Below are 20,664 nucleotides of genomic sequence, written 5' to 3' on the forward strand. Positions count from 1 at the left end.
AGTGTGGTTATGGTTAATCCCCGTCATACTTCAAGCCACAGATGCGATGACTCGAATTATTTTGGGGATACATACTTTATTACTGGGTACTGGTGGTTGTGGTTGTTGTGGTCCCGGTATTAGAACCATCACCGCCACCGGTTGCCGCGAGCGCGACACCCACCGCCGAGCTTACGGTGCTGACGCTGGTCGCGGAGGAGCTACCCGCCGAAACCGACGTTGCTGCCGCCCCTGCCGCTTCGCCCACCTGTACAGGTGCAGCCCACGCAGAAGTCGCCGCAAGCGCAGATATGGCAAAAATGCCATACAGAACTTTTTTCATAACAATTTCCCTTCATTGAATGAATGGAGATTTACCCAAAAACATTTCGGGCGGGATCGAGTATACACAACTAAAGCATGCGAATTACGGCGCGGGGAATTAGTGATGGGGTTTTAAGATAATTGGAATGAATATCAAATATAAGTTTCAACTTATATATAAATAATATTTAAAATCAAAAATTTAAAACAAAATCAAAAATAATTAACCTACGTATTTTCCGAAATCAATCATGATTAAAAATCTATTTTAGGATTAACCTCACGGTATGATTTTCGTTAAATCACAGACAAGGGGATTTATCTGATAAAACAATGCCGACTTATAGTCGGCATTGTTATTAAGGTTATTTAATCAATCCTGCTATGTATTAATTGCCGAATATGATGTACATATCGGCATCGACCTGTAGGCCTGATAAGACGCGTAACGCGTCGCATCAGGCACCAGTTGCCGGATGCGGCGTAAACGCCTTATCCGGCCTACATATCATCGGCATCAGGCTCGCTCGATGATTAACCGCGCCACGCTTTATAGCGGTTAATCAGACCATTGGTCGAGCTATCGTGGCTGCTGATTTCTTTATCATCTTTCAGCTCTGGCAGAATACGGTTCGCCAGCTGTTTACCCAGCTCCACGCCCCACTGGTCGAAGGTGAAGATGTTCAGGATCACGCCCTGAGTAAAGATTTTGTGCTCATACAGCGCAATCAACGCCCCCAGGCTGAACGGAGTGATTTCGCGCAGCAGGATAGAGTTGGTCGGACGGTTACCTTCGAACACTTTGAATGGTACCACGTAGTCAAGCGTGGCCGGATCTTTACCCTGATCGCGATATTCCTGCTCAACCACTTCGCGGGATTTACCAAACGCCAGCGCTTCGGTCTGAGCGAAGAAGTTAGACAGCAGTTTCTGGTGATGATCAGAGAGCGGGTTATGGGTGATAGCCGGGGCGATGAAATCGCATGGCACCATCTTCGTACCCTGGTGGATCAGCTGGTAGAACGCGTGCTGACCGTTAGTACCAGGTTCACCCCAGATAATCGGGCCAGTCTGGTAATCCACAACGTTACCGTTACGGTCTACATACTTACCGTTGGACTCCATATTGCCCTGCTGGAAGTACGCTGCGAAACGGTGCATATACTGGTCGTACGGCAGAATCGCTTCAGTTTCCGCGCCAAAGAAATTGTTGTACCAGATGCCGATCAGCGCCAGCAGTACAGGCAGGTTTTTCTCTGCAGGCGTGGTGGAGAAATGCTTGTCCATCGCGTGTGCGCCAGAAAGCAGTTCAACGAAGTTATCAAAGCCGATGGAGAGAACAATCGACAGGCCAATCGCTGACCACAAAGAGTAACGGCCGCCGACCCAGTCCCAGAACTCGAACATGTTGGCGGTATCAATACCAAACTCGCCAACGGCTGTGGCATTGGTGGAGAGCGCCGCAAAGTGTTTCGCAACGTGTTTTTCATCACCTGCCGCTTTCAGGAACCAGTCACGCGCGCTATGGGCGTTGGTCATAGTTTCCTGAGTGGTGAAGGTTTTAGACGCTACCAGGAACAGGGTGGTTTCCGGGTTTACTTTTTTCAGCACTTCCGCGATGTGAGTTCCATCGACGTTAGAAACAAAGTGCATGTTCAGGTGATTTTTGTACGGACGCAGTGCTTCAGTCACCATGTATGGGCCGAGGTCAGAACCGCCGATCCCGATGTTCACTACGTCAGTGATGGCTTTGCCGGTATAACCTTTCCACTCACCGGAAATGATCGCTTCCGAGAAGGTTTTCATCTTCTCCAGCACGGCGTTAACTTCCGGCATGACATCTTTGCCATCAACCAGAATCGGGGTATTGCTACGGTTACGCAGCGCTACGTGCAGTACGGCGCGGTTTTCGGTGCGGTTGATCTTCTCGCCAGAGAACATCGACTTAATCGCACTCGCCAGATCGCACTCTTTCGCCAGATCTTGTAATTTCGCCAGCGTCTCTTCAGTGATGCGGTTTTTGGAGTAATCCACCAGCATCTGATCGTCGAAGGTTGCGGAGAACTTAGAAAAACGATCGCCGTCTTTAGCAAAAAGATCGGCGATCGTAACGTCTTTCATTTCATCGAAGTGTTTCTGTAGTGCCTGCCAGGCAGCGGTCTGCGTTGGATTGATGTTTTTCATTAGCAATACTCTTCTGATTTTGAGAATTGTGACTTTGGAAGATTGTAGCGCCAGTCACAGAAAAATGTGATGGTTTTAGTGCCGTTAGCGTAATGTTGAGTGTAAACCCTTAGCGCAGTGAAGCATTTATTAGCTGAACTACTGACCGCCAGGAGTGGATGAAAAATCCGCATGACCCCATCGTTGACAACCGCCCCGCTCACCCTTTATTTATAAATGTACTACCTGCGCTAGCGCAGGCCAGAAGAGGCGCGTTGCCCAAGTAACGGTGTTGGAGGAGCCAGTCCTGTGATAACACCTGAGGGGGTGCATCGCCGAGGTGATTGAACGGCTGGCCACGTTCATCATCGGCTACAGGGGCTGAATCCCCTGGGTTGTCACCAGAAGCGTTCGCAGTCGGGCGTTTCGCAAGTGGTGGAGCACTTCTGGGTGAAAATAGTAGCGAAGTATCGCTCTGCGCCCACCCGTCTTCCGCTCTTCCCTTGTGCCAAGGCTGAAAATGGATCCCCTGACACGAGGTAGTTATGTCTGAAATTGTTGTCTCCAAATTTGGCGGTACCAGCGTAGCTGATTTTGACGCGATGAACCGCAGTGCTGATATTGTGCTTTCTGATGCCAACGTACGTTTAGTTGTCCTCTCGGCTTCTGCTGGTATCACTAATCTGCTGGTCGCTTTAGCTGAAGGACTGGAACCTGGCGAGCGATTCGAAAAACTCGACGCAATCCGCAATATCCAGTTTGCCATTCTGGAACGTCTGCGTTACCCGAACGTTATCCGTGAAGAGATTGAACGTCTGCTGGAGAACATTACTGTTCTGGCAGAAGCGGCGGCGCTGGCAACGTCTCCGGCGCTGACAGATGAACTGGTCAGCCACGGCGAGCTGATGTCGACCCTGCTGTTTGTTGAGATCCTGCGCGAACGCGATATTCAGGCACAGTGGTTTGATGTACGTAAAGTGATGCGTACTAATGACCGATTTGGTCGTGCAGAGCCAGACGTAGCCGCGCTGGCGGAACTGACCGCGCTGCAGATGCTCCCGCGCCTCAATGAAGGCTTAGTGATCACCCAAGGATTTATCGGCAGCGAAAGTAAAGGTCGTACAACGACGCTTGGCCGTGGAGGCAGCGATTATACGGCAGCCTTGCTGGCGGAGGCTTTACACGCATCTCGTGTTGATATCTGGACCGACGTCCCGGGCATCTACACCACCGATCCACGCGTGGTCACCGCAGCAAAACGTATTGATGAAATCGCGTTTGCCGAAGCGGCAGAGATGGCAACTTTTGGTGCAAAAGTACTGCATCCGGCAACATTGCTACCCGCAGTACGCAGCGATATTCCGGTGTTTGTCGGCTCCAGTAAAGACCCACGCGCAGGTGGTACGCTGGTGTGCAATAAAACTGAAAATCCGCCGCTGTTCCGCGCCCTGGCGCTTCGTCGTAATCAGACTCTGCTCACTTTGCACAGCCTGAATATGCTGCATTCTCGCGGTTTCCTCGCGGAAGTTTTTGGCATTCTCGCGCGGCATAATATCTCGGTGGATTTAATCACCACATCAGAAGTGAGCGTGGCATTAACCCTTGATACCACCGGTTCAACCTCCACTGGCGATACATTGCTGACGCAATCTCTGCTGATGGAGCTTTCCGCACTGTGCCGGGTAGAAGTGGAAGAAGGCCTGGCGCTGGTCGCGTTGATTGGCAATGACCTGTCAAAAGCCTGCGGCGTAGGCAAAGAGGTATTCGGCGTACTGGAACCGTTCAACATCCGCATGATTTGCTACGGCGCATCCAGCCATAACCTGTGCTTCCTGGTGCCCGGCGAAGATGCCGAGCAGGTGGTGCAGAAGCTGCATTTTAATTTGTTTGAGTAAACACAGTATGGTCCGAAAGACATTATTTCGGGCCGTATGTTTTTCTTGTCATTATGCCCATCAATAAACGAGTCTATTCCCTGTTAACCAGCATCTTTATCTAAGAATAATTACCTTTAATTTTTTATCTGCATCTCTAGCTAATTATCGAGAGAGATAAATATTTAAGAGAAGGCAAAATGAATATTATCAGTTCTGCTCGCAAGGGAATTCCCGTACACTGAACTCTCCGGCTCACTGAGGGCACCATCATGGCACTCCCCCGTATTACCCAAAAAGAGATGACTGAACGCGAGCAGCGCGAACTAAAAACATTGCTGGATCGCGCGCGGATTGCGCATGGTCGCGTACTGACCAACTCCGAAACCAACAGCATTAAGAAAGATTACATCGATAAATTAATGGTTGAGCGTGAGGCTGAAGCAAAAAAAGCCCGCCAGTTGAAGAAAAAGCAGGCTTATAAACCCGATCCCGAAGCATCGTTTAGCTGGTCGGCAAATACGTCGACGCGTGGTAGGCGCTGATTAGCGCCCCTTCTTTTTGCGCCCCGGCGAGGTGAAACGTTTACCGTTGGACGCCGGGCGACCACCTTTTTCCGCCGTTTTTTCCATCTTCACCACCGGGCGTTTAATGCCCGCCGTTTTCGGTTTGGCCTTCGCTTTGGGTTTTACCTCAGAAGTGGAATTCTCAATTAATTTAAAGAGATCAATTAGCTCATCGTCGGTTAAATCGCGCCACTCACCCAGCGGAATGCCGCTTAAACTGACGTTCATAATGCGCGTACGCTCCAGCTTTTTCACTTCGTAACCAAAGTGCTCGCACATGCGACGGATCTGACGGTTCAGTCCCTGCACCAGGGTAATGCGAAAAACAAACGGCGCTTCTTTTTTGACTTTGCACTTTTTCGTCACCGTCCCGAGGATCGGCACCCCCGCCCCCATACCACGAATAAATTCATCGGTAATCGGTTTATCGACCGTAACCAGATACTCTTTCTCATGATCGTTACCCGCACGGAGGATCTTATTCACCAGATCGCCGTGATTGGTGAGGAAAATCAGCCCCTGGGAATCTTTATCCAGGCGGCCAATCGGGAACACGCGTTTGCTGTGGTTAACAAAATCGACAATGTTATCGCGCTCGCCATCTTCGGTGGTGCTGACAATACCGACGGGCTTGTTCAGGGCGATAAGTACCAAATCTTCGGCTTCCCGAGGCTCAATCAACTGACCATTTACTTTCACAACGTCGCCGGGTTTCACCTGATCGCCAATGGTGGCTCGCTTGCCATTAAGGAACACATTGCCTTGCTCGATATAGCGATCCGCTTCGCGGCGTGAGCAAATTCCGCTTTCGCTGATGTATTTATTTAAACGGACTGATGAGTCGGGCAGCATAAATTCTCCTGTAAAAAACGGAATATACCGTACCTTTGGGTTGATAAAAAATAGTCATGAGCGAACTATTTGTTATTTCCATTGGCTTGAATTCATTACCTGCTCAAATCACTTTCCAGAAGCAATGTGCGACATCGTGAGCCATGTCAGTAAGCGATTAAAATCACAGTGATAGCATGCCTCCCGTGATTTCTTACTAACCGGAGAAGTAATGGAACTGCTTTTATTGAGTAACTCGACGCTGCCGGGAAAAGCCTGGCTGGAACACGCGCTGCCGCTGATTGCTGAACAGTTGCAGGGTCGCCGTTCTGCGGTATTTATTCCTTTCGCTGGCGTAACGCAGACCTGGGATGATTACACAGCGAAAACGGCTGCGGTTCTCGCTCCGCTGGGTGTTTCTGTCACCGGTATTCATAGCGTTGTCGATCCCGTTGCCGCGATTGAAAATGCTGAGATCGTGATTGTCGGCGGCGGTAATACTTTCCAGTTGCTGAAACAGTGCCGCGAGCGCGGGCTGCTGGCACCAATTACTGACGTGGTGAAACGTGGCGCGCTGTATATTGGCTGGAGCGCAGGCGCTAACCTTGCTTGCCCAACCATTCGTACCACCAACGATATGCCGATTGTCGATCCGCAAGGTTTCGATGCGCTAAATCTGTTCCCGCTGCAAATCAACCCGCACTTCACCAACGCGCTGCCGGAAGGCCATAAAGGTGAAACCCGTGAGCAGCGTATTCGCGAACTGCTGGTCGTCGCGCCAGAACTGACGATTATTGGTCTGCCGGAAGGTAACTGGATCACAGTAAGTAAAGGTCACGCTACGCTGGGTGGCCCGAACACCACTTATGTGTTTAAGGCTGGTGAAGAAGCGGTTCCGCTGGAAGCGGGTCACCGTTTTTAAGTGAATTGCCGGATGCATGATCCGGCATCTTGTTCATAGTGCCTGATGCGACGCTTTACGCGTCTTATCAGGCCTTCAGGGTCACGGTATTAATACTCGTCCCGTCCTTCATCTTCATCCGGCTGTTCCAGCACACTGTAAGCCACCGAACAAAACAGCGAGTTCAGGCGCTGCATATCTCCCAGTAAGCCTAAATGTAGCGAACTGGTTTCAATGCTCTGCACGTTTTGCTGATGCAGGCGATCGACGTGGGCGTGGGAATAGCGGCGATTAAGAATGCGAAAACGATGTTTGCTGCGGCGCAAACGACGGGCGCTGGTAACATCGCCAGAGAAGAAAACCGACATTGCCAGTTTTAAATTACTGAGCAATTGCTCATAGAGCGCATCCAGTTCCTTCAAGCCATCAAGCGAAAATGCTCGCCTTGCAGCCAGCGATTTGTCGGCAATTTCACTACCCATGCGCTCGACGATATCGGAGGCCTGTTCAAGGTTAAGCGACATTTCGATGATCTCCGCCCAGCGACGCGACTCTTCCTCCGCCAGCTCTTCTTTTGGCATTCGCGCCAGATACAGCTTAATAGCGGTATAGAGAACGTTGATGTCATCAGCCAGCTTACGCAGCTCTTTCTCCTGCCGTGGCTCGCCGTGCATCACTTTATTCAACCCTTCCATCATCTGTTCCATGGCGTCGCCAATGCGCAGGGTTTCGCGGGCAGCGTTCGCCAGAGCAAGCGTGGGCGTATCCAGCGCGCTGACATCCAGATGTTTAGGCCGTAGCTGGGTATCCAGTTCCGGTTCATCGCGAATAATCGTTTTGCAAAAACGTGCCATCGGTTCAACAAAGGGCAGCATGACCAGGCAACGAACGAGGTTGTAGAAAACGTGGAAATAGATCACCAGTTCCGCTTTTGGCAATGACAACTTCCCCATTGTCTCTGCCAGCAAATGGACAAACGGCAGGATAATCAGACTACCCACCAGCTTAAACAGTAGGCTACCCAGCGCGACACGGCGAGCTGCGGCATTGGCGGCACTGTTGTTGAGCATCGCCAGCAAGCCGGAGCCGAGGTTAGCACCAATCACCAGACAAAGTGCCACGGGGAAGGAGATGATGCCTGCGGCGGTCAGAGTCGCGGTCAGCAGTACAGCAGCAAGGCTGGAGTAGCTGATAATGGCGAACATCGCGCCAATCAGCGCATCCAGCAGAATATCGCCGGTTAGCGAGGCAAAGATCACCTGAACGCCGTTTGCCTGGGTGATCGGCGTTACGGCCTGCACAATCAATTCCAGCGCCAGTAAAATCAGCCCAAGACCAATACCGACACGGCCTAGTTGCCCGGCGCGTGACTGTTTGCGGCCGAGGAAAAAAATCACGCCGATAAAAATAAGTAACGGTGACAGCCAGGATAAGTCGAAGGTGAGAATACGCGCCATTAGCGCCGTCCCGACATCTGCACCCAGCACAATCACCAGCGCAGGCGCGAGGGCAACCAGATCCTGAGCGACGAACGAAGTCACCAGCATGGTGGTAGCATTACTGCTCTGCACCAGTGCGGTAACGCCGATCCCCGCACAAAAGGCGAGCGGCTTTTTTTCGACGCTCCGGCTCAGAACGGTACGCAGACGTGCGCCGAAGACGCGCATTACGCCTGTTCGAACAATATGTGTCCCCCAGACCAACAGGGCGACGGCAGAAAGCAGGTGAAGCAGCGTTAACACGAGTTCAGGTTCTCCTTATCGTTATATGTTCCTGAAGCAATTGAATGACCAAAGGACCGGAAACACGCTGACTGAAATCTTTATCGTGACTTTTGACATTCGTTTTTCCGGCTAAGATTATTCCAGCCTGATTCCAGTATAAGTGTTTCATATTAATAAAGAGACAGGGCACTCATTGAGCGCCCTGTTTGTTGTAAGGAAAAGTGACAGATTTGTGAATCAGTCCGCGTCATACCCCAGATTCGGTGCCAGCCAGCGTTCAACATCTGAGACGCTCATACCTTTACGGCGGGCATAGTCTTCGACCTGATCGCGCTGAATTTGCGCTACCGCGTAGTACTTGCTGTCCGGGTGGCTGAAGTACCAACCCGAAACCGATGCACCGGGCCACATGGCGAAAGATTCTGTAAGTTTCATGCCGGTATGTTTTTCCACTTCCAGCAACTCCCAGATGGTGGCTTTTTCCGTATGTTCCGGGCAGGCCGGGTAGCCCGGTGCCGGGCGGATTCCCTGATAGTTTTCGCGGATCAGCTCTTCGTTGCTGAGGTTCTCGTTCGGCGCATAGCCCCAGTAGACTTTACGCACACGCTCATGGAGATACTCCGCAAACGCTTCGGCTAAACGGTCGGCAAGCGCTTTCACCATTATTTTGTTGTAATCATCGTGCTGTGCTTCGAAGGCATCAGCCAGTGCGTCCTCTTCCAGCCCGCCGGTCACAGCAAATGCGCCAATGTAATCTGCTTTACCAGAAAGCTTCGGCGCAACGAAGTCAGCGAGACAGTAGTTAGCGAAGCCCGTTTTTTCGGTCTGTTGACGCAGATGGTGGCTGACGTTTATTACATGGGTACGCGTTTCGTCACGGTAGATTTCAATGTCATCGCCCACACGGTTTGCCGGGAACAGGCCCACCACGCCACGTGGATTCAGCGTTTTTTCGGCGCTTAATTTATCCAGCATGTCATTGGCGTCTTTAAACAGGCGCTTCGCCTCTTCACCCACCACTTCATCTTCCAGAATGCGCGGATACTTCCCAGCCAGTGACCAGGTCATAAAGAACGGCGTCCAGTCGATGTAATTACGCAGCGTTTCGATGCTGGCTTCGACTTCCTGCACGCCGAGACGGTGCGCCACCGGCGGCGTATAAGCCTGCCAGTCAAAAGCGAAGTCGTTATCGCGCGCCGCTTCCAGCGTGACCGGTGGAGTGCGCGGTTTCTTGCGCCCGTGTTGAATACGCACGGTTTCGTACTCCTTGCGGGTACGAGCAACGAAATCATCGCGCTGAGTGTCGGAAAGCAGCGCCGCCACCACACCAACGGTGCGTGAAGCGTTCTGCACATACACCGTCGGGCCGCTGTAGTTCTGCTCGATTTTCACCGCCGTGTGCGCTTTTGAGGTGGTCGCGCCGCCAATCAATAGCGGAATGGTGAAGCCCTGACGCTCCATCTCCTTCGCCACGTTAACCATTTCGTCCAGCGACGGCGTGATCAATCCTGAAAGGCCAATCAAATCAGCATTCACTTCTTTGGCGGTACGGAGAATTTTTTCCGCAGGCACCATCACGCCGAGATCAACAATTTCGTAGTTGTTACATTGCAGCACCACGCCAACGATATTTTTACCGATATCGTGGACGTCGCCCTTCACTGTAGCGATCACCATCTTGCCGTTGGTTTTGCCCTGCTCTTTGCTGGCTTCAATAAACGGTTCGAGATACGCCACCGCCTGTTTCATGACGCGCGCCGATTTCACCACCTGCGGCAGGAACATTTTCCCTTCGCCAAACAGATCGCCGACCACGTTCATGCCGTCCATCAACGGGCCTTCAATCACTTCAATCGGGCGCGTAGCCTGCTGGCGGGCTTCTTCGGTATCCTGCTCGATAAACTCGGTAATGCCTTTGACCAACGAGTATTCCAGACGTTTATTCACTTCCCACGAGCGCCACTCCGCCTGCTGGGCGTTAGCGGTGTCGTCGGTTTTGCTGCCGCGATATTTCTCGGCAAGCTCCAGTAAACGCTCGGTGCCATCGTCGCGACGATTAAGAATCACATCTTCCACCGCGTCGCGCAGTTCAGCGGGTAGGTCGTCGTAAATCGCCAGTTGCCCGGCGTTGACGATCCCCATATCCATGCCATTGCGAATAGCGTAGTAGAGGAACACCGCGTGAATGGCTTCGCGCACCGGATCGTTGCCACGGAATGAGAACGAAACGTTAGAAACGCCGCCGGAGATCAGCGCGTGCGGCAGTTCACGTTTGATGTCTTCACACGCGCCAATAAAGTCCTGCGCGTAGTTGTTGTGCTCTTCAATACCGGTTGCGACCGCGAAGATGTTCGGGTCAAAAATGATATCTTCCGGCGGGAAGCCAACCTCTTCGGTGAGGATTTTGTACGCCCGACGGCAAATCTCGATTTTCCGTGCGCGGGTATCGGCCTGGCCCTGTTCGTCAAAGGCCATAACCACGACTGCCGCACCGTAGCGACGCAACAGTTTCGCGTGATGGATAAAGGCGTCGACGCCCTCTTTCATCGAGATAGAGTTAACAATGCCTTTGCCCTGGATACACTTCAGACCTTTTTCAATGACGTCCCATTTTGAGGAGTCGATCATAATCGGCACGCGAGCGATATCCGGTTCACCGGCAATCAGATTGAGAAAACGCACCATCGCCGCTTCGGCGTCGAGCATCCCTTCATCCATGTTGATATCGATAATCTGCGCGCCGTTTTCCACCTGCTGACGCGCCACATCCAGCGCCTCGCTGTATTTCTCTTCTTTAATCAGGCGTTTGAACTTAGCGGAACCGGTGACGTTGGTCCGCTCGCCGACGTTCACAAACAGGCTTTCGTCGCCAATGTTCAGCGGCTCCAGGCCGGACAAACGACAGGCTACGGGAATTTCCGGCAGTTTGCGCGGCGCTAATCCTTCTACTGCACGACTCATCGCTGCAATATGTTGTGGCGTGGTGCCGCAGCAACCGCCAACAATATTCAGGAATCCCGCTTCTGCCCATTCACGTATTTGTTTTGCCATCGTGTCGGCGTCGAGATCGTATTCACCAAAAGCGTTGGGCAGCCCAGCATTCGGGTGCGCGGTGACGTAGCATTCCGCAATCCGTGACAGCTCCTGCACGTACTGGCGCAGTTCATCAGGCCCCAGCGCACAGTTCAGGCCAAAGGTCAGCGCTTCGGCGTGGCGCAATGAGTTGTAAAATGCTTCAGTGGTCTGCCCGGAGAGCGTGCGCCCGGAGGCGTCGGTGATGGTGCCGGAGATCATAATCGGCAGCTCAACGCCCAACGCTTCGAACTCCGTTTTCACCGCAAAGACCGCCGCTTTGGCGTTAAGGGTGTCGAAAACGGTTTCAATCAGGATAAGGTCCGCGCCGCCTTCCACCAGCGCTTTAGTGGATTCTCGATAAGCCGCCACCAGCTGGTCAAAAGTGATGTTGCGGAATGCTGGATCGTTTACGTCCGGAGAAATAGACGCCGTGCGGTTGGTCGGGCCGAGAACACCGGCAACGTAGCGCGGTTTCTCCGGCGTACGGGCGGTCCACTCGTCAGCACAGGCACGCGCCAGCTTCGCCGCCGCAAAGTTGATTTCCGCCGACAGGGATTCCATCTGGTAATCCGCCATCGCAATAGTCGTGGAGTTGAAGGTGTTGGTTTCGATGATATCCGCGCCCGCTTCAAAGTAGGCGTTGTGGATAGCGGCGATCACTTCCGGTTTGCTGAGTACCAGCAGGTCGTTGTTGCCTTTGAGATCGCATGGCCAGTCGGCAAAGCGTTCACCACGAAAATCGGCTTCGTTCAGTCGATAGCTCTGGATCATAGTGCCCATACCGCCATCCAGCACCAGAATACGTTCATTTAACTGCGCACGCAGTTGTTCCACTTTGCTGCTCACACTTGCTCCCGACACGCTCAACCCAGATTTAATAAAAATTCAACAAACCATACTGGCATAAACGCATCTGTGGTAAAAGCGAGCACCACGCAACATGAGATTTGTTCAACATTAACTCATCGGATCAGTGTGGCAACTATTGCATTAGCTAACAATAAAAATGAAAATGATTTCCACGATACAGAAAAAGGAGGCTGTCATGGTCGCACCTGTTCCCGCAAAACGCGGCAGAAAACCCGCCGCTGCCACCGCCCCCGCTACCGGGCAAGTACAGTCTTTAACGCGTGGCCTGAAATTACTGGAGTGGATTGCCGAATCAAATGGCAGTGTGGCACTCACGGAACTGGCGCAACAAGCCGGGTTACCCAACTCCACGACCCACCGTCTGCTAACCACGATGCAACAGCTGGGTTTCGTGCGTCAGGTCGGCGAACTGGGACACTGGGCAATCGGCGCACATGCCTTTATGGTCGGCAGCAGCTTTCTCCAGAGCCGTAATTTGTTAGCCATTGTTCACCCTATCCTGCGCAATCTAATGGAAGAGTCTGGCGAAACGGTAAATATGGCGGTGCTTGATCAAAGCGATCACGAAGCGATTATTATCGACCAGGTACAGTGTACGCACCTGATGCGTATGTCCGCCCCTATTGGCGGTAAATTACCGATGCACGCTTCCGGTGCGGGTAAAGCCTTTTTAGCCCAACTGAGCGAAGAACAGGTGACGAAGCTGCTGCACCGCAAAGGGTTACATGCCTATACCCACGCAACACTGGTGTCTCCTGTACATTTAAAAGAAGATCTCGCCCAAACGCGAAAACGGGGTTATTCATTTGACGATGAGGAACATGCGCTGGGGCTGCGTTGCCTCGCAGCGTGTATTTTCGACGAGCACCGCGAACCATTTGCGGCAATTTCGATTTCCGGGCCGATTTCACGTATTACCGATGATCGCGTAACCGAGTTTGGTGCGATGGTGATTAAAGCTGCGAAGGAAGTGACGCTGGCGTACAGCGGGATGCGGTGACATTTTCGCCTCTGATTTATACGAATCGCACGCTAAACCGTTGCCTGCGCCGATACGCATAAACATCTTCCACATGTCCTTCACGAATGCGGTTTTGTAGTGCGCGCCAGTAATCGGCGCGGAACAGGTCGGCGTGCATCTCTTCAAACAGCGGACCAATGCGCGGATCGGCGCAAAGCCAGTGGCGGAATTCTTCCGGGAAAACATCGCCCGGCGAGACGCTGTACCACGGTTCGCTGGCAAGTTCGTCCTCCGGGTAGCGCGACGGTGGGATGTCGCGGAAGTTTACTTCCGTCATGTAGCAAATTTCATCGTAATCATAAAACACCACGCGCCCGTGACGGGTGACACCGAAGTTTTTAAACAGCATGTCGCCGGGGAAGATGTTGGCGGCAGCAAGCTGGCGAATGGCGTTGCCGTATTCTTCAATGGCGTCGCGCAGCTGCTGACCTTCCACTTGTTCCAGCCAGATATTGAGCGGCACCATCCGCCGCTCAATATAAAGATGGCGAATCACTATCTGTTCGCCGTGATCGGTGATTTTTTCCGCTGCTTCCTGAAGCAGTAATTCCATTAATGCCGGGGAAATATGCCGCTTCTCCAGCACAAAGTTTTCAAACTCCTGGGTGTCCGCCATTCGACCCACGCGATCGTGCTCTTTAACCAGTTGGTAGCAGGCACGAACGTGAGCGGCAGACATCTCTTTCTGCGGCGCGAACTTGTCTTTGATGACTTTGAATACCCGATCAAAACCCGGCAGCGTGAACACCAGCATCACCATCCCACGAATACCCGGCGCTTCAATGAACTGCTCATTACAGCCCTGTAGATAAACGAGATATTCGCGGTAGCTCTCGGTTTTAGCGTGCTTCTGGCAGCCGATAGCCATATACAATTCAGCGGTGGTTTTACCTGGCAGAATTTCCCGTAGCCACTCGACCAGTGCTGCGGGCAGCGGTGCATAAACCATAAAATAGGAGCGTGCGAAGCCAAAGACGATGCTCGCTTCGGCGGTCGTCGTCAGGCAAGTATCAATAAATAACTCGCCGTCGTCCGTCTGGTGGATCGGCAGCAAAAATGGCAATGTGCCGGAAGGCGTGATCAGTTTGCCCACCAGCCAGGCGGCTTTATTGCGATAAAACAGTTCGTTCGCCACCTGTAAATGACTTTCCGCGAGGTTGTCTGTCCCCAGCGTTTCTGTCAGATGGCGAATGATGTAATGAATGTCACGGCTTTTATTTTGCCAGCGCAGACGCAGCGGCAGATCGCTGATAACGCGCATTAGCAGAGATTCCCAGCCGTGATCGGGGTGAAAGTCTTTCGCCAGCGGGCGGGGAATGGTACGAAAACGGCGCTCTGGCTGGGAGCTAAAGATAAAAAGCCGCTCGGGAGTAAGCGAACGGTGGTCAAATAACCGACAGTACACGGAGTTAAAAAAGCTCTCCGCAATCTCGAAACGCGGGTAGTCCGGCAACAGCCGGGTGTAATGCTCTTTAACGCGCAGTAAAAATGCCGCGTCCGTGCTTTGGCCGTTGGTAATGCAGCGCAGTTGCTCCACCACCAGACCCACGTGATGATCGTAAAGATGGATACGGTTTTTCATCGCCTGCTGGACAGCGTGCCAGTCGGCTTGTTCGAAACGCTGCTGCGCCCCGGAAGTCACTTCGAGGAATCGACCATACTGAGCGTCGAAGCCTTGCAGAATGGTTTGTGCAATCAGTAATTCCAGGCCACGCGGCATTTGTTGCCCTCATCAGGAGCAGTGAATTGCCGGATAAGACGCGCAAATCGTCGCATCAGGCGTTGATTGCCGGATGCGGCGTGAACGCCTTATCCAGCCTACGGTCAGCAACGGTTGTAGGCCTAATAAGACGCGCAAGCGTCGCATCAGGCATCGTGCACCGATTGCCGGATGCGGCGTGAACGCGTTATCCGGCCTACGTTCGGCAACGACTGTAGGCCTGATAAGACGCGCAAGCGTCGCATCAGGCGCTCATTGTCGGATGCGGCGTGAACGCCTTATCCGACCTACAGTCAGCAACGGTTGTTGTTGCTTAGAACTGCGATTCTTCGGTGGAGCCGGTCAGCGCGGTAACCGACGACGTGCCGCCCTGAATAATGGTCGTCACTTTATCGAAGTAACCCGTCCCCACTTCCTGCTGGTGAGATACGAAGGTATAGCCATCTTTCGCGGCGGCAAATTCCGGCTGCTGCACTTTCTCAACATAGTGCTTCATACCCTCGCCCTGGGCATAGGCGTTTGCCAGGTCAAACATGTTGAACCACATGCTGTGGATGCCTGCCAGGGTGATGAACTGGAACTTGTAGCCCATATCCGACAGCTGCTGCTGGAAGCTGGCAATAGTTTTGTCGTCGAGGTTTTTCTGCCAGTTGAACGACGGCGAGCAGTTATAAGCCAGCAGTTTGCCCGGATATTTCGCGTGGATGGCTTGTGCAAAGCGACGCGCCAGTTCCAGGTCTGGCGTGGAGGTTTCACACCATACCAGGTCAGCATATGGCGCATACGCCAGGCCACGGCTGATCGCTTGTTCAATACCTGCATGAGTACGGAAGAAGCCTTCGCTGGTACGCTCGCCGGTAATAAATTCGCTGTCATATGGGTCGCAATCGGAGGTAATCAGATCCGCCGCATCGGCATCGGTACGAGCAACCAGCAGGGTTGGAACGCCCGTCACGTCAGCTGCCAGACGCGCCGCGACCAGTTTCTGAATAGCTTCCTGAGTTGGCACTAAAACTTTGCCGCCCATGTGACCGCATTTCTTCACTGATGCCAGCTGATCTTCGAAGTGAACTGCCGCTGCACCGGCTTCAATCATCGCTTTCATCAGTTCAAAGGCATTCAGGACACCGCCAAAACCGGCTTCCGCATCGGCAACGATCGGCAGGAAGTAATCGACATAGCGCGGATCGCCCGGCTCAATGCCCGCGGACCATTGGATCTGATCCGCACGGCGGAAAGTATTGTTGATCCGCTCCACCACAGCTGGCACCGAGTTTGCCGGATAGAGCGACTGATCCGGATACATGCTGGCCGCCAGGTTAGCGTCCGCCGCTACCTGCCATCCCGACAGATAGACTGCTTCAATACCCGCTTTCGCCTGTTGCAGCGCCTGACCGCCAGTCAGTGCACCGAGGCTGTTGATGTAGCCTTTTTTCGACTCGCCATGCAGCAGACGCCACATTTTCGCCGCACCCAGTTGTGCCAGCGTGCATTCAGGATTGACTGAACCGCGTAATTTCACCACATCTTCCGCACTGTACGGGCGAGTAATGCCTTCCCAACGCGGTTGAGTCCACTCTTTCTGTAATTCTTCAATTTGTTGTGTACGGGTTTTCATGTGCAGATGCTCCATAGTTATGTGGTGGTTTACGCTAACAGGCGGTAGCCTGGCAGGGTCAGGAAATCAATTAACTCATCGGAAGTGGTGATCTGTTCCATCAAGCGTGCGGCATCGTCAAAACGCCCCTGGGAGAAACGTTCTTCGCCCAGTTCGCTGGCAATGACTTTCATCTCTTCGCCCAGCATCTGGCGGAACAAGGCTTTGGTCACCGGTTTGCCATTACTCAACGTTTTTTGGTGATGGATCCACTGCCAGATGGAGGTACGGGAAATTTCAGCCGTCGCCGCATCTTCCATCAGGCCATAAATCGGCACACAGCCGTTGCCAGAGATCCACGCTTCGATGTACTGCACAGCCACGCGAATGTTGGCGCGCATACCTTCTTCGGTGCGTTCACCATCACAAGGTGCCAGCAGCTGATCGGCAGTAATCGGCGCGTCTTGTTCGCGCATCACTTCAAGCTGATTTTTACGGGAGCCGAGAATGTCGTTGAATACCGCCATTGCCGTATCCGCAAGGCCTGGGTGGGCAATCCATGTGCCATCGTGACCGTTATTGGCTTCCAGCGCTTTATCCGCTTTTACTTTGTTCAGCACCTGGTTATTGCGCTCTTCATCTTTGCTCGGAATAAACGCCGCCATGCCGCCCATCGCAAAAGCTCCGCGTTTATGGCAGGTTTTTATCAACAGGCGTGAGTAAGCATTCAGGAATGGTTTATCCATCGTCACTGCCTGTCTGTCTGGCAGGACGCGATCGGGATAGTTTTTCAACGTTTTGATATAGCTGAAGATGTAATCCCAGCGACCGCAGTTCAGACCAACAATATGGTCACGCAACGCGTGAAGGATTTCGTCCATCTGGAACACAGCAGGCAGCGTTTCAATCAGCAACGTCGCCTTGATGGTGCCGCGCGGCAGATTAAAGCGATCTTCTGCATAGCTGAAGACTTCGCTCCACCAGGCCGCTTCCTGCCAGGACTGGGTTTTCGGCAAATAGAAATAGGGACCGCTGCCCTTTGCCAACAGTGCCTGATAGTTGTGAAAGAAGTAGAGCGCAAAATCAAACAGGCTGCCAGGGATTGCCTCACCACGCCAGGTGACATGTTTTTCCGGCAAGTGCAGACCGCGTACCCGACAAATCAAAACCGCTGGATTGGGCTTGAGCTGATAAATTTTGCCTGCTTCATTGGTGTAACTGATGGTGCCATTAACTGCATCGCGCAGGTTAATTTGTCCATCGATCACTTTGTTCCAGTCCGGGGCCAGTGAATCCTCAAAATCGGCCATAAAGACTTTCACATTGGCGTTGAGCGCGTTGATCACCATCTTGCGCTCTACGGGTCCGGTAATCTCTACCCGACGATCTTCTAAGTCCGCAGGAATCCCACGAATTTTCCAGTCAGCATCACGAATGGAAGCTGTTTCCGAAATAAAATCAGGCAACGTTCCGTTATCGATATCCTGCTGCTGCTGAATGCGCGCTGCCAGAAGTTTATTGCGTTGTGGCGTAAAATGCGTCACCAGCTCAGTCAGAAACTCTACCGCTTCGGCAGTAAGAATTTGCTTCTCCTGCTCGCCATACGGCCTTGTGAAAACCAGTTCATCGGTTGTTGTTGCCTGTTCAGTCATCGTGCTGCTCCTCGTCATGGATCCGAAAACTTCCCCACTGTGAACGAAGGATCGTTGTGCGCTTTTCGTTCAGCACAACTAAGACTACTCATTTAAAATGCAAAATCAAAAACAATTTCCATTTTAAATAAAAATACATGTTAACCTATTGATAACAATATAAATAAAATTTATTCACCTCTTGAGGTGTGTTTCGGAAATAAAAAAGGCACCCGAAGGTGCCTGAGGTAAGGTGCTGAATCGCTTAACGATCGACTATCACAGAAGATTAATCCAACGTTGGATTCATGTGCCGTAGATCGTATGGCGTGATCTGGTAGACGTAATAGTTGAGCCAGTTGGTAAACAGCAAATTACCGTGACTACGCCAGCTCGCTCGCGGTGTATTTTGCGGATCATTATGCGGGAAATAGTTATACGGTACATCCGGGTCTAGTCCGGCTTCCACATCGCGGAAAAATTCCTGCGCCAGCGTATGTGCGTCGTATTCCGGATGCCCCGTCACAAAGGCAATGCGCTTATCTTTGCTGGCAAACAGATATGCATCCCCTTCTTCTGTCTCCGCCAGAATTTCCAGATCGGTATAATCACGAATCAACGCTGCCGGAAAGTCAGCATAGCGCGAATGCGGTGCCAGGAATGAATCATCAAAGCCACGCGTCAGAAGTGCATGAGGATGGAGAATGTGATGTTCGTAAACGCCAGAGAGTTTGTCAGTGCGGGTTTGCTTAGGAATGCCATAGAGGATATTGAGCGCGGCCTGGACCGCCCAACAGACAAACAGCGTCGAGGTGACGTGATCTTTCGACCACTCCAGCACCTGTTTGATTTGCGGCCAGTAAGCGACATCATTAAACTCCACCAGGCCCAGCGGCGCGCCGGTAACTATCAGACCGTCAAAGTTTTGTTCCTGAATATCTTCAAAGTTACAGTAGAAGTTATTCAGATGCTCTGCGGGCGTGTTGCGCGATTCACGGGAATCGATGCGCAACAGCTGAATATCGACCTGCAAAGGTGAGTTTGAAAGCAGGCGCAGAAACTGATTTTCAGTTTCGATCTTCTTCGGCATCAGGTTAAGGATAAGCACCTTTAGCGGACGAATTTCCTGACCAGACGCGCGAGAAGTTGTCATCACAAAGACGTTTTCTTCACGCAAGAAATTGACGGCGGGTAGCTCGTCCGGCACACGAATCGGCATAACCTGATTACCTCACTACATACGCTTATACGTTTAGACATCCAGATAGCTGAAGATAACCAGAAAATTTGCCAATGTCGAGCCTGCATGTTGAAGGTGAGAAAGTTTCAAGGAAAAGGCTACGTTAGAATATAAGAATGACGAAAAGGAGAGAAAATGGTTATTAGTATTCGCCGCTCACGGCATGAGGAAGGGGAAGAACTGGTTGCGATTTGGTGCCGTTCTGTCGATGCCACTCACGATTTTTTATCAGCAGAGTATCGGGCCGAGCTGGAAGAGCTGGTGCGTTCCTTCCTGCCGGAAGCGCCGTTGTGGGTCGCGGTTAATGAGCGGGATCAGCCGATTGGGTTTATGTTATTGAGTGGTCAGCATATGGATGCGCTCTTTGTCGATCCTGATGCGCGCGGCTGCGGCGTGGGTCGGTTGCTGGTCGAGCATGCGCTCTCAATGGCCCCGGAACTGACAACCAATGTTAATGAGCAAAATGAGCAGGCGGTGGGGTTCTATAAGAAGATGGGCTTTAAGGTTTCAGGGCGTTCCGAGGTGGACGATTTGGGGAAACCGTATCCGCTGCTGAATCTGGCGTATGTGGAGGCGTAGGCATTTTTTTTCTCATCCCGGTGAGCTGAACTTCAGGTTTCGTACCCACCAATGGTGACATGATTATTTCTGCTTAAGCATTGCCATGACCGCACTATCACTGAGCACCACTGATTGCGCATGGATGTGGAAATGGCGATATTTCATTAACGTTGCACCAGCGACCACTTCATGAAGAATGCGCTCCTCAACCTGTGACAAACCGCCCTCATTCATTTCCAGCGCGCTCACAACAATATCCATACGTTTTGCTGGCAAAAAAGAGTACCAGGGTGAACGTGGGTGGAGTTGCAAAACAAGATCTTGCAGAACTTTTTCTGCAACAAAGAAATTGGCGATTAACAGGCGCTGGTTACTGAAGGCAGCCTCTCCTGACACTTCACGTTTGCTTTCAAGATCGCGAACAGTAATTTGATTACGACGAATTTGGATATACAGAACTGACATGAGATTCCCTTCATCATGCAAATAATTGATATGCAAAAAACCCCGGCCTTATGGACCGGGGTTTTTCTAATTTGATGCCTGGCAGTTCCCTACTCTCGCATGGGGAGACCCCACACTACCAT

At 52.0% G+C, this 20,664-nt stretch carries 15 protein-coding genes and 1 riboswitch; of the genes, 5 read left to right on the forward strand and 10 right to left on the reverse strand.

The features are described from left to right. Positions 1-79: 79 nt before the first annotated feature. Entirely contained in the window at positions 80-322 is a 243-nt protein-coding gene (gene yjbE, locus HEN33_RS12405; protein ID WP_000757329.1) for an exopolysaccharide production protein YjbE, read from the reverse strand. 515 nt (positions 323-837) lie between these two features. After that, positions 838-2,487 (reverse strand): glucose-6-phosphate isomerase, encoded by a 1,650-nt coding sequence (gene pgi, locus HEN33_RS12410; RefSeq protein WP_000790002.1) that lies wholly within the window; start codon positions 2,485-2,487, stop codon positions 838-840. 236 nt (positions 2,488-2,723) lie between these two features. Next, positions 2,724-2,920, forward strand: a riboswitch (Lysine riboswitch). A gap of 91 nt (positions 2,921-3,011) precedes the next feature. Here pgi and lysC point away from each other — a divergent pair. Both lysC and HEN33_RS12420 read left to right on the forward strand, forming a co-directional pair. Then, on the forward strand, positions 3,012-4,361 hold the full coding sequence (gene lysC, locus HEN33_RS12415; RefSeq protein ID WP_176262504.1) for a lysine-sensitive aspartokinase 3: 1,350 nt from the start codon (positions 3,012-3,014) through the stop codon (positions 4,359-4,361). Positions 4,362-4,612: 251 nt separating this feature from the next. Further along, positions 4,613-4,885 (forward strand): DUF3811 domain-containing protein, encoded by a 273-nt coding sequence (locus HEN33_RS12420; RefSeq protein WP_001207634.1) that lies wholly within the window; start codon positions 4,613-4,615, stop codon positions 4,883-4,885. Here HEN33_RS12420 and rluF read toward each other — a convergent pair whose 3' ends face one another. Continuing rightward, positions 4,886-5,758 (reverse strand): 23S rRNA pseudouridine(2604) synthase RluF, encoded by an 873-nt coding sequence (gene rluF / locus HEN33_RS12425; RefSeq protein WP_000936373.1) that lies wholly within the window; start codon positions 5,756-5,758, stop codon positions 4,886-4,888. It abuts the gene before it with no gap. A gap of 211 nt (positions 5,759-5,969) precedes the next feature. Here rluF and pepE point away from each other — a divergent pair, with 211 nt between their 5' ends. Beyond that, positions 5,970-6,659: a dipeptidase PepE gene (gene pepE / locus HEN33_RS12430; protein WP_000421763.1), complete on the forward strand. Its 690-nt coding sequence runs from the start codon at positions 5,970-5,972 to the stop codon at positions 6,657-6,659. An 89-nt stretch (positions 6,660-6,748) separates the two neighbouring features. Here the strand turns inward: pepE and HEN33_RS12435 are convergent, their stop codons facing one another. Together HEN33_RS12435 and metH are read right to left on the reverse strand one after the other, a co-directional pair. Further along, a complete protein-coding gene (locus tag HEN33_RS12435; RefSeq protein WP_105277319.1) occupies positions 6,749-8,380 on the reverse strand; it encodes a Na/Pi cotransporter family protein in 1,632 nt (543 codons plus the stop codon). Positions 8,381-8,599: 219 nt separating this feature from the next. Next, positions 8,600-12,283 carry a methionine synthase gene (gene metH / locus HEN33_RS12440; RefSeq protein ID WP_176262503.1) on the reverse strand — a complete coding sequence of 1,228 codons (3,684 nt, stop codon included), beginning with the start codon at positions 12,281-12,283 and terminating at the stop codon, positions 8,600-8,602. A 199-nt stretch (positions 12,284-12,482) separates the two neighbouring features. Between metH and iclR the strand changes: the two genes are divergently transcribed. Continuing rightward, the gene (gene iclR / locus HEN33_RS12445; RefSeq protein WP_176262502.1) at positions 12,483-13,307 is read left to right on the forward strand and encodes a glyoxylate bypass operon transcriptional repressor IclR; all 825 of its coding nucleotides are present in this window, start codon (positions 12,483-12,485) and stop codon (positions 13,305-13,307) included. Between the two features lie 16 nt (positions 13,308-13,323). On the opposite strand, the gene aceK is transcribed toward iclR, so the two are convergent. From aceK to metA, 4 genes are all read right to left on the reverse strand, one after another. Beyond that, positions 13,324-15,048, reverse strand: coding sequence for a bifunctional isocitrate dehydrogenase kinase/phosphatase (aceK, locus tag HEN33_RS12450; RefSeq protein WP_176262501.1), 1,725 nt, complete (start codon positions 15,046-15,048; stop codon positions 13,324-13,326). Positions 15,049-15,361: 313 nt separating this feature from the next. Next, entirely contained in the window at positions 15,362-16,666 is a 1,305-nt protein-coding gene (aceA, locus tag HEN33_RS12455; RefSeq protein WP_000857856.1) for an isocitrate lyase, read from the reverse strand. Positions 16,667-16,695: 29 nt separating this feature from the next. Further along, positions 16,696-18,297, reverse strand: coding sequence for a malate synthase A (gene aceB, locus HEN33_RS12460; protein ID WP_032185663.1), 1,602 nt, complete (start codon positions 18,295-18,297; stop codon positions 16,696-16,698). Positions 18,298-18,565: 268 nt separating this feature from the next. Then, on the reverse strand, positions 18,566-19,495 hold the full coding sequence (gene metA / locus HEN33_RS12465; RefSeq protein WP_001122781.1) for a homoserine O-acetyltransferase MetA: 930 nt from the start codon (positions 19,493-19,495) through the stop codon (positions 18,566-18,568). Between the two features lie 156 nt (positions 19,496-19,651). Between metA and HEN33_RS12470 the strand changes: the two genes are divergently transcribed. Continuing rightward, positions 19,652-20,095 (forward strand): acetyltransferase, encoded by a 444-nt coding sequence (locus HEN33_RS12470; protein ID WP_032185661.1) that lies wholly within the window; start codon positions 19,652-19,654, stop codon positions 20,093-20,095. Positions 20,096-20,158: 63 nt separating this feature from the next. Here HEN33_RS12470 and HEN33_RS12475 read toward each other — a convergent pair whose 3' ends face one another. Continuing rightward, positions 20,159-20,542 carry a YjaA family stress response protein gene (locus tag HEN33_RS12475; protein WP_001353546.1) on the reverse strand — a complete coding sequence of 128 codons (384 nt, stop codon included), beginning with the start codon at positions 20,540-20,542 and terminating at the stop codon, positions 20,159-20,161. Between the last annotated feature and the right edge of the window lie 122 nt (positions 20,543-20,664).

The sequence above is a fragment of the Escherichia sp. 94.0001 genome, from assembly GCF_013369155.2.
GTDB lineage: Bacteria > Pseudomonadota > Gammaproteobacteria > Enterobacterales > Enterobacteriaceae > Escherichia > Escherichia coli_F.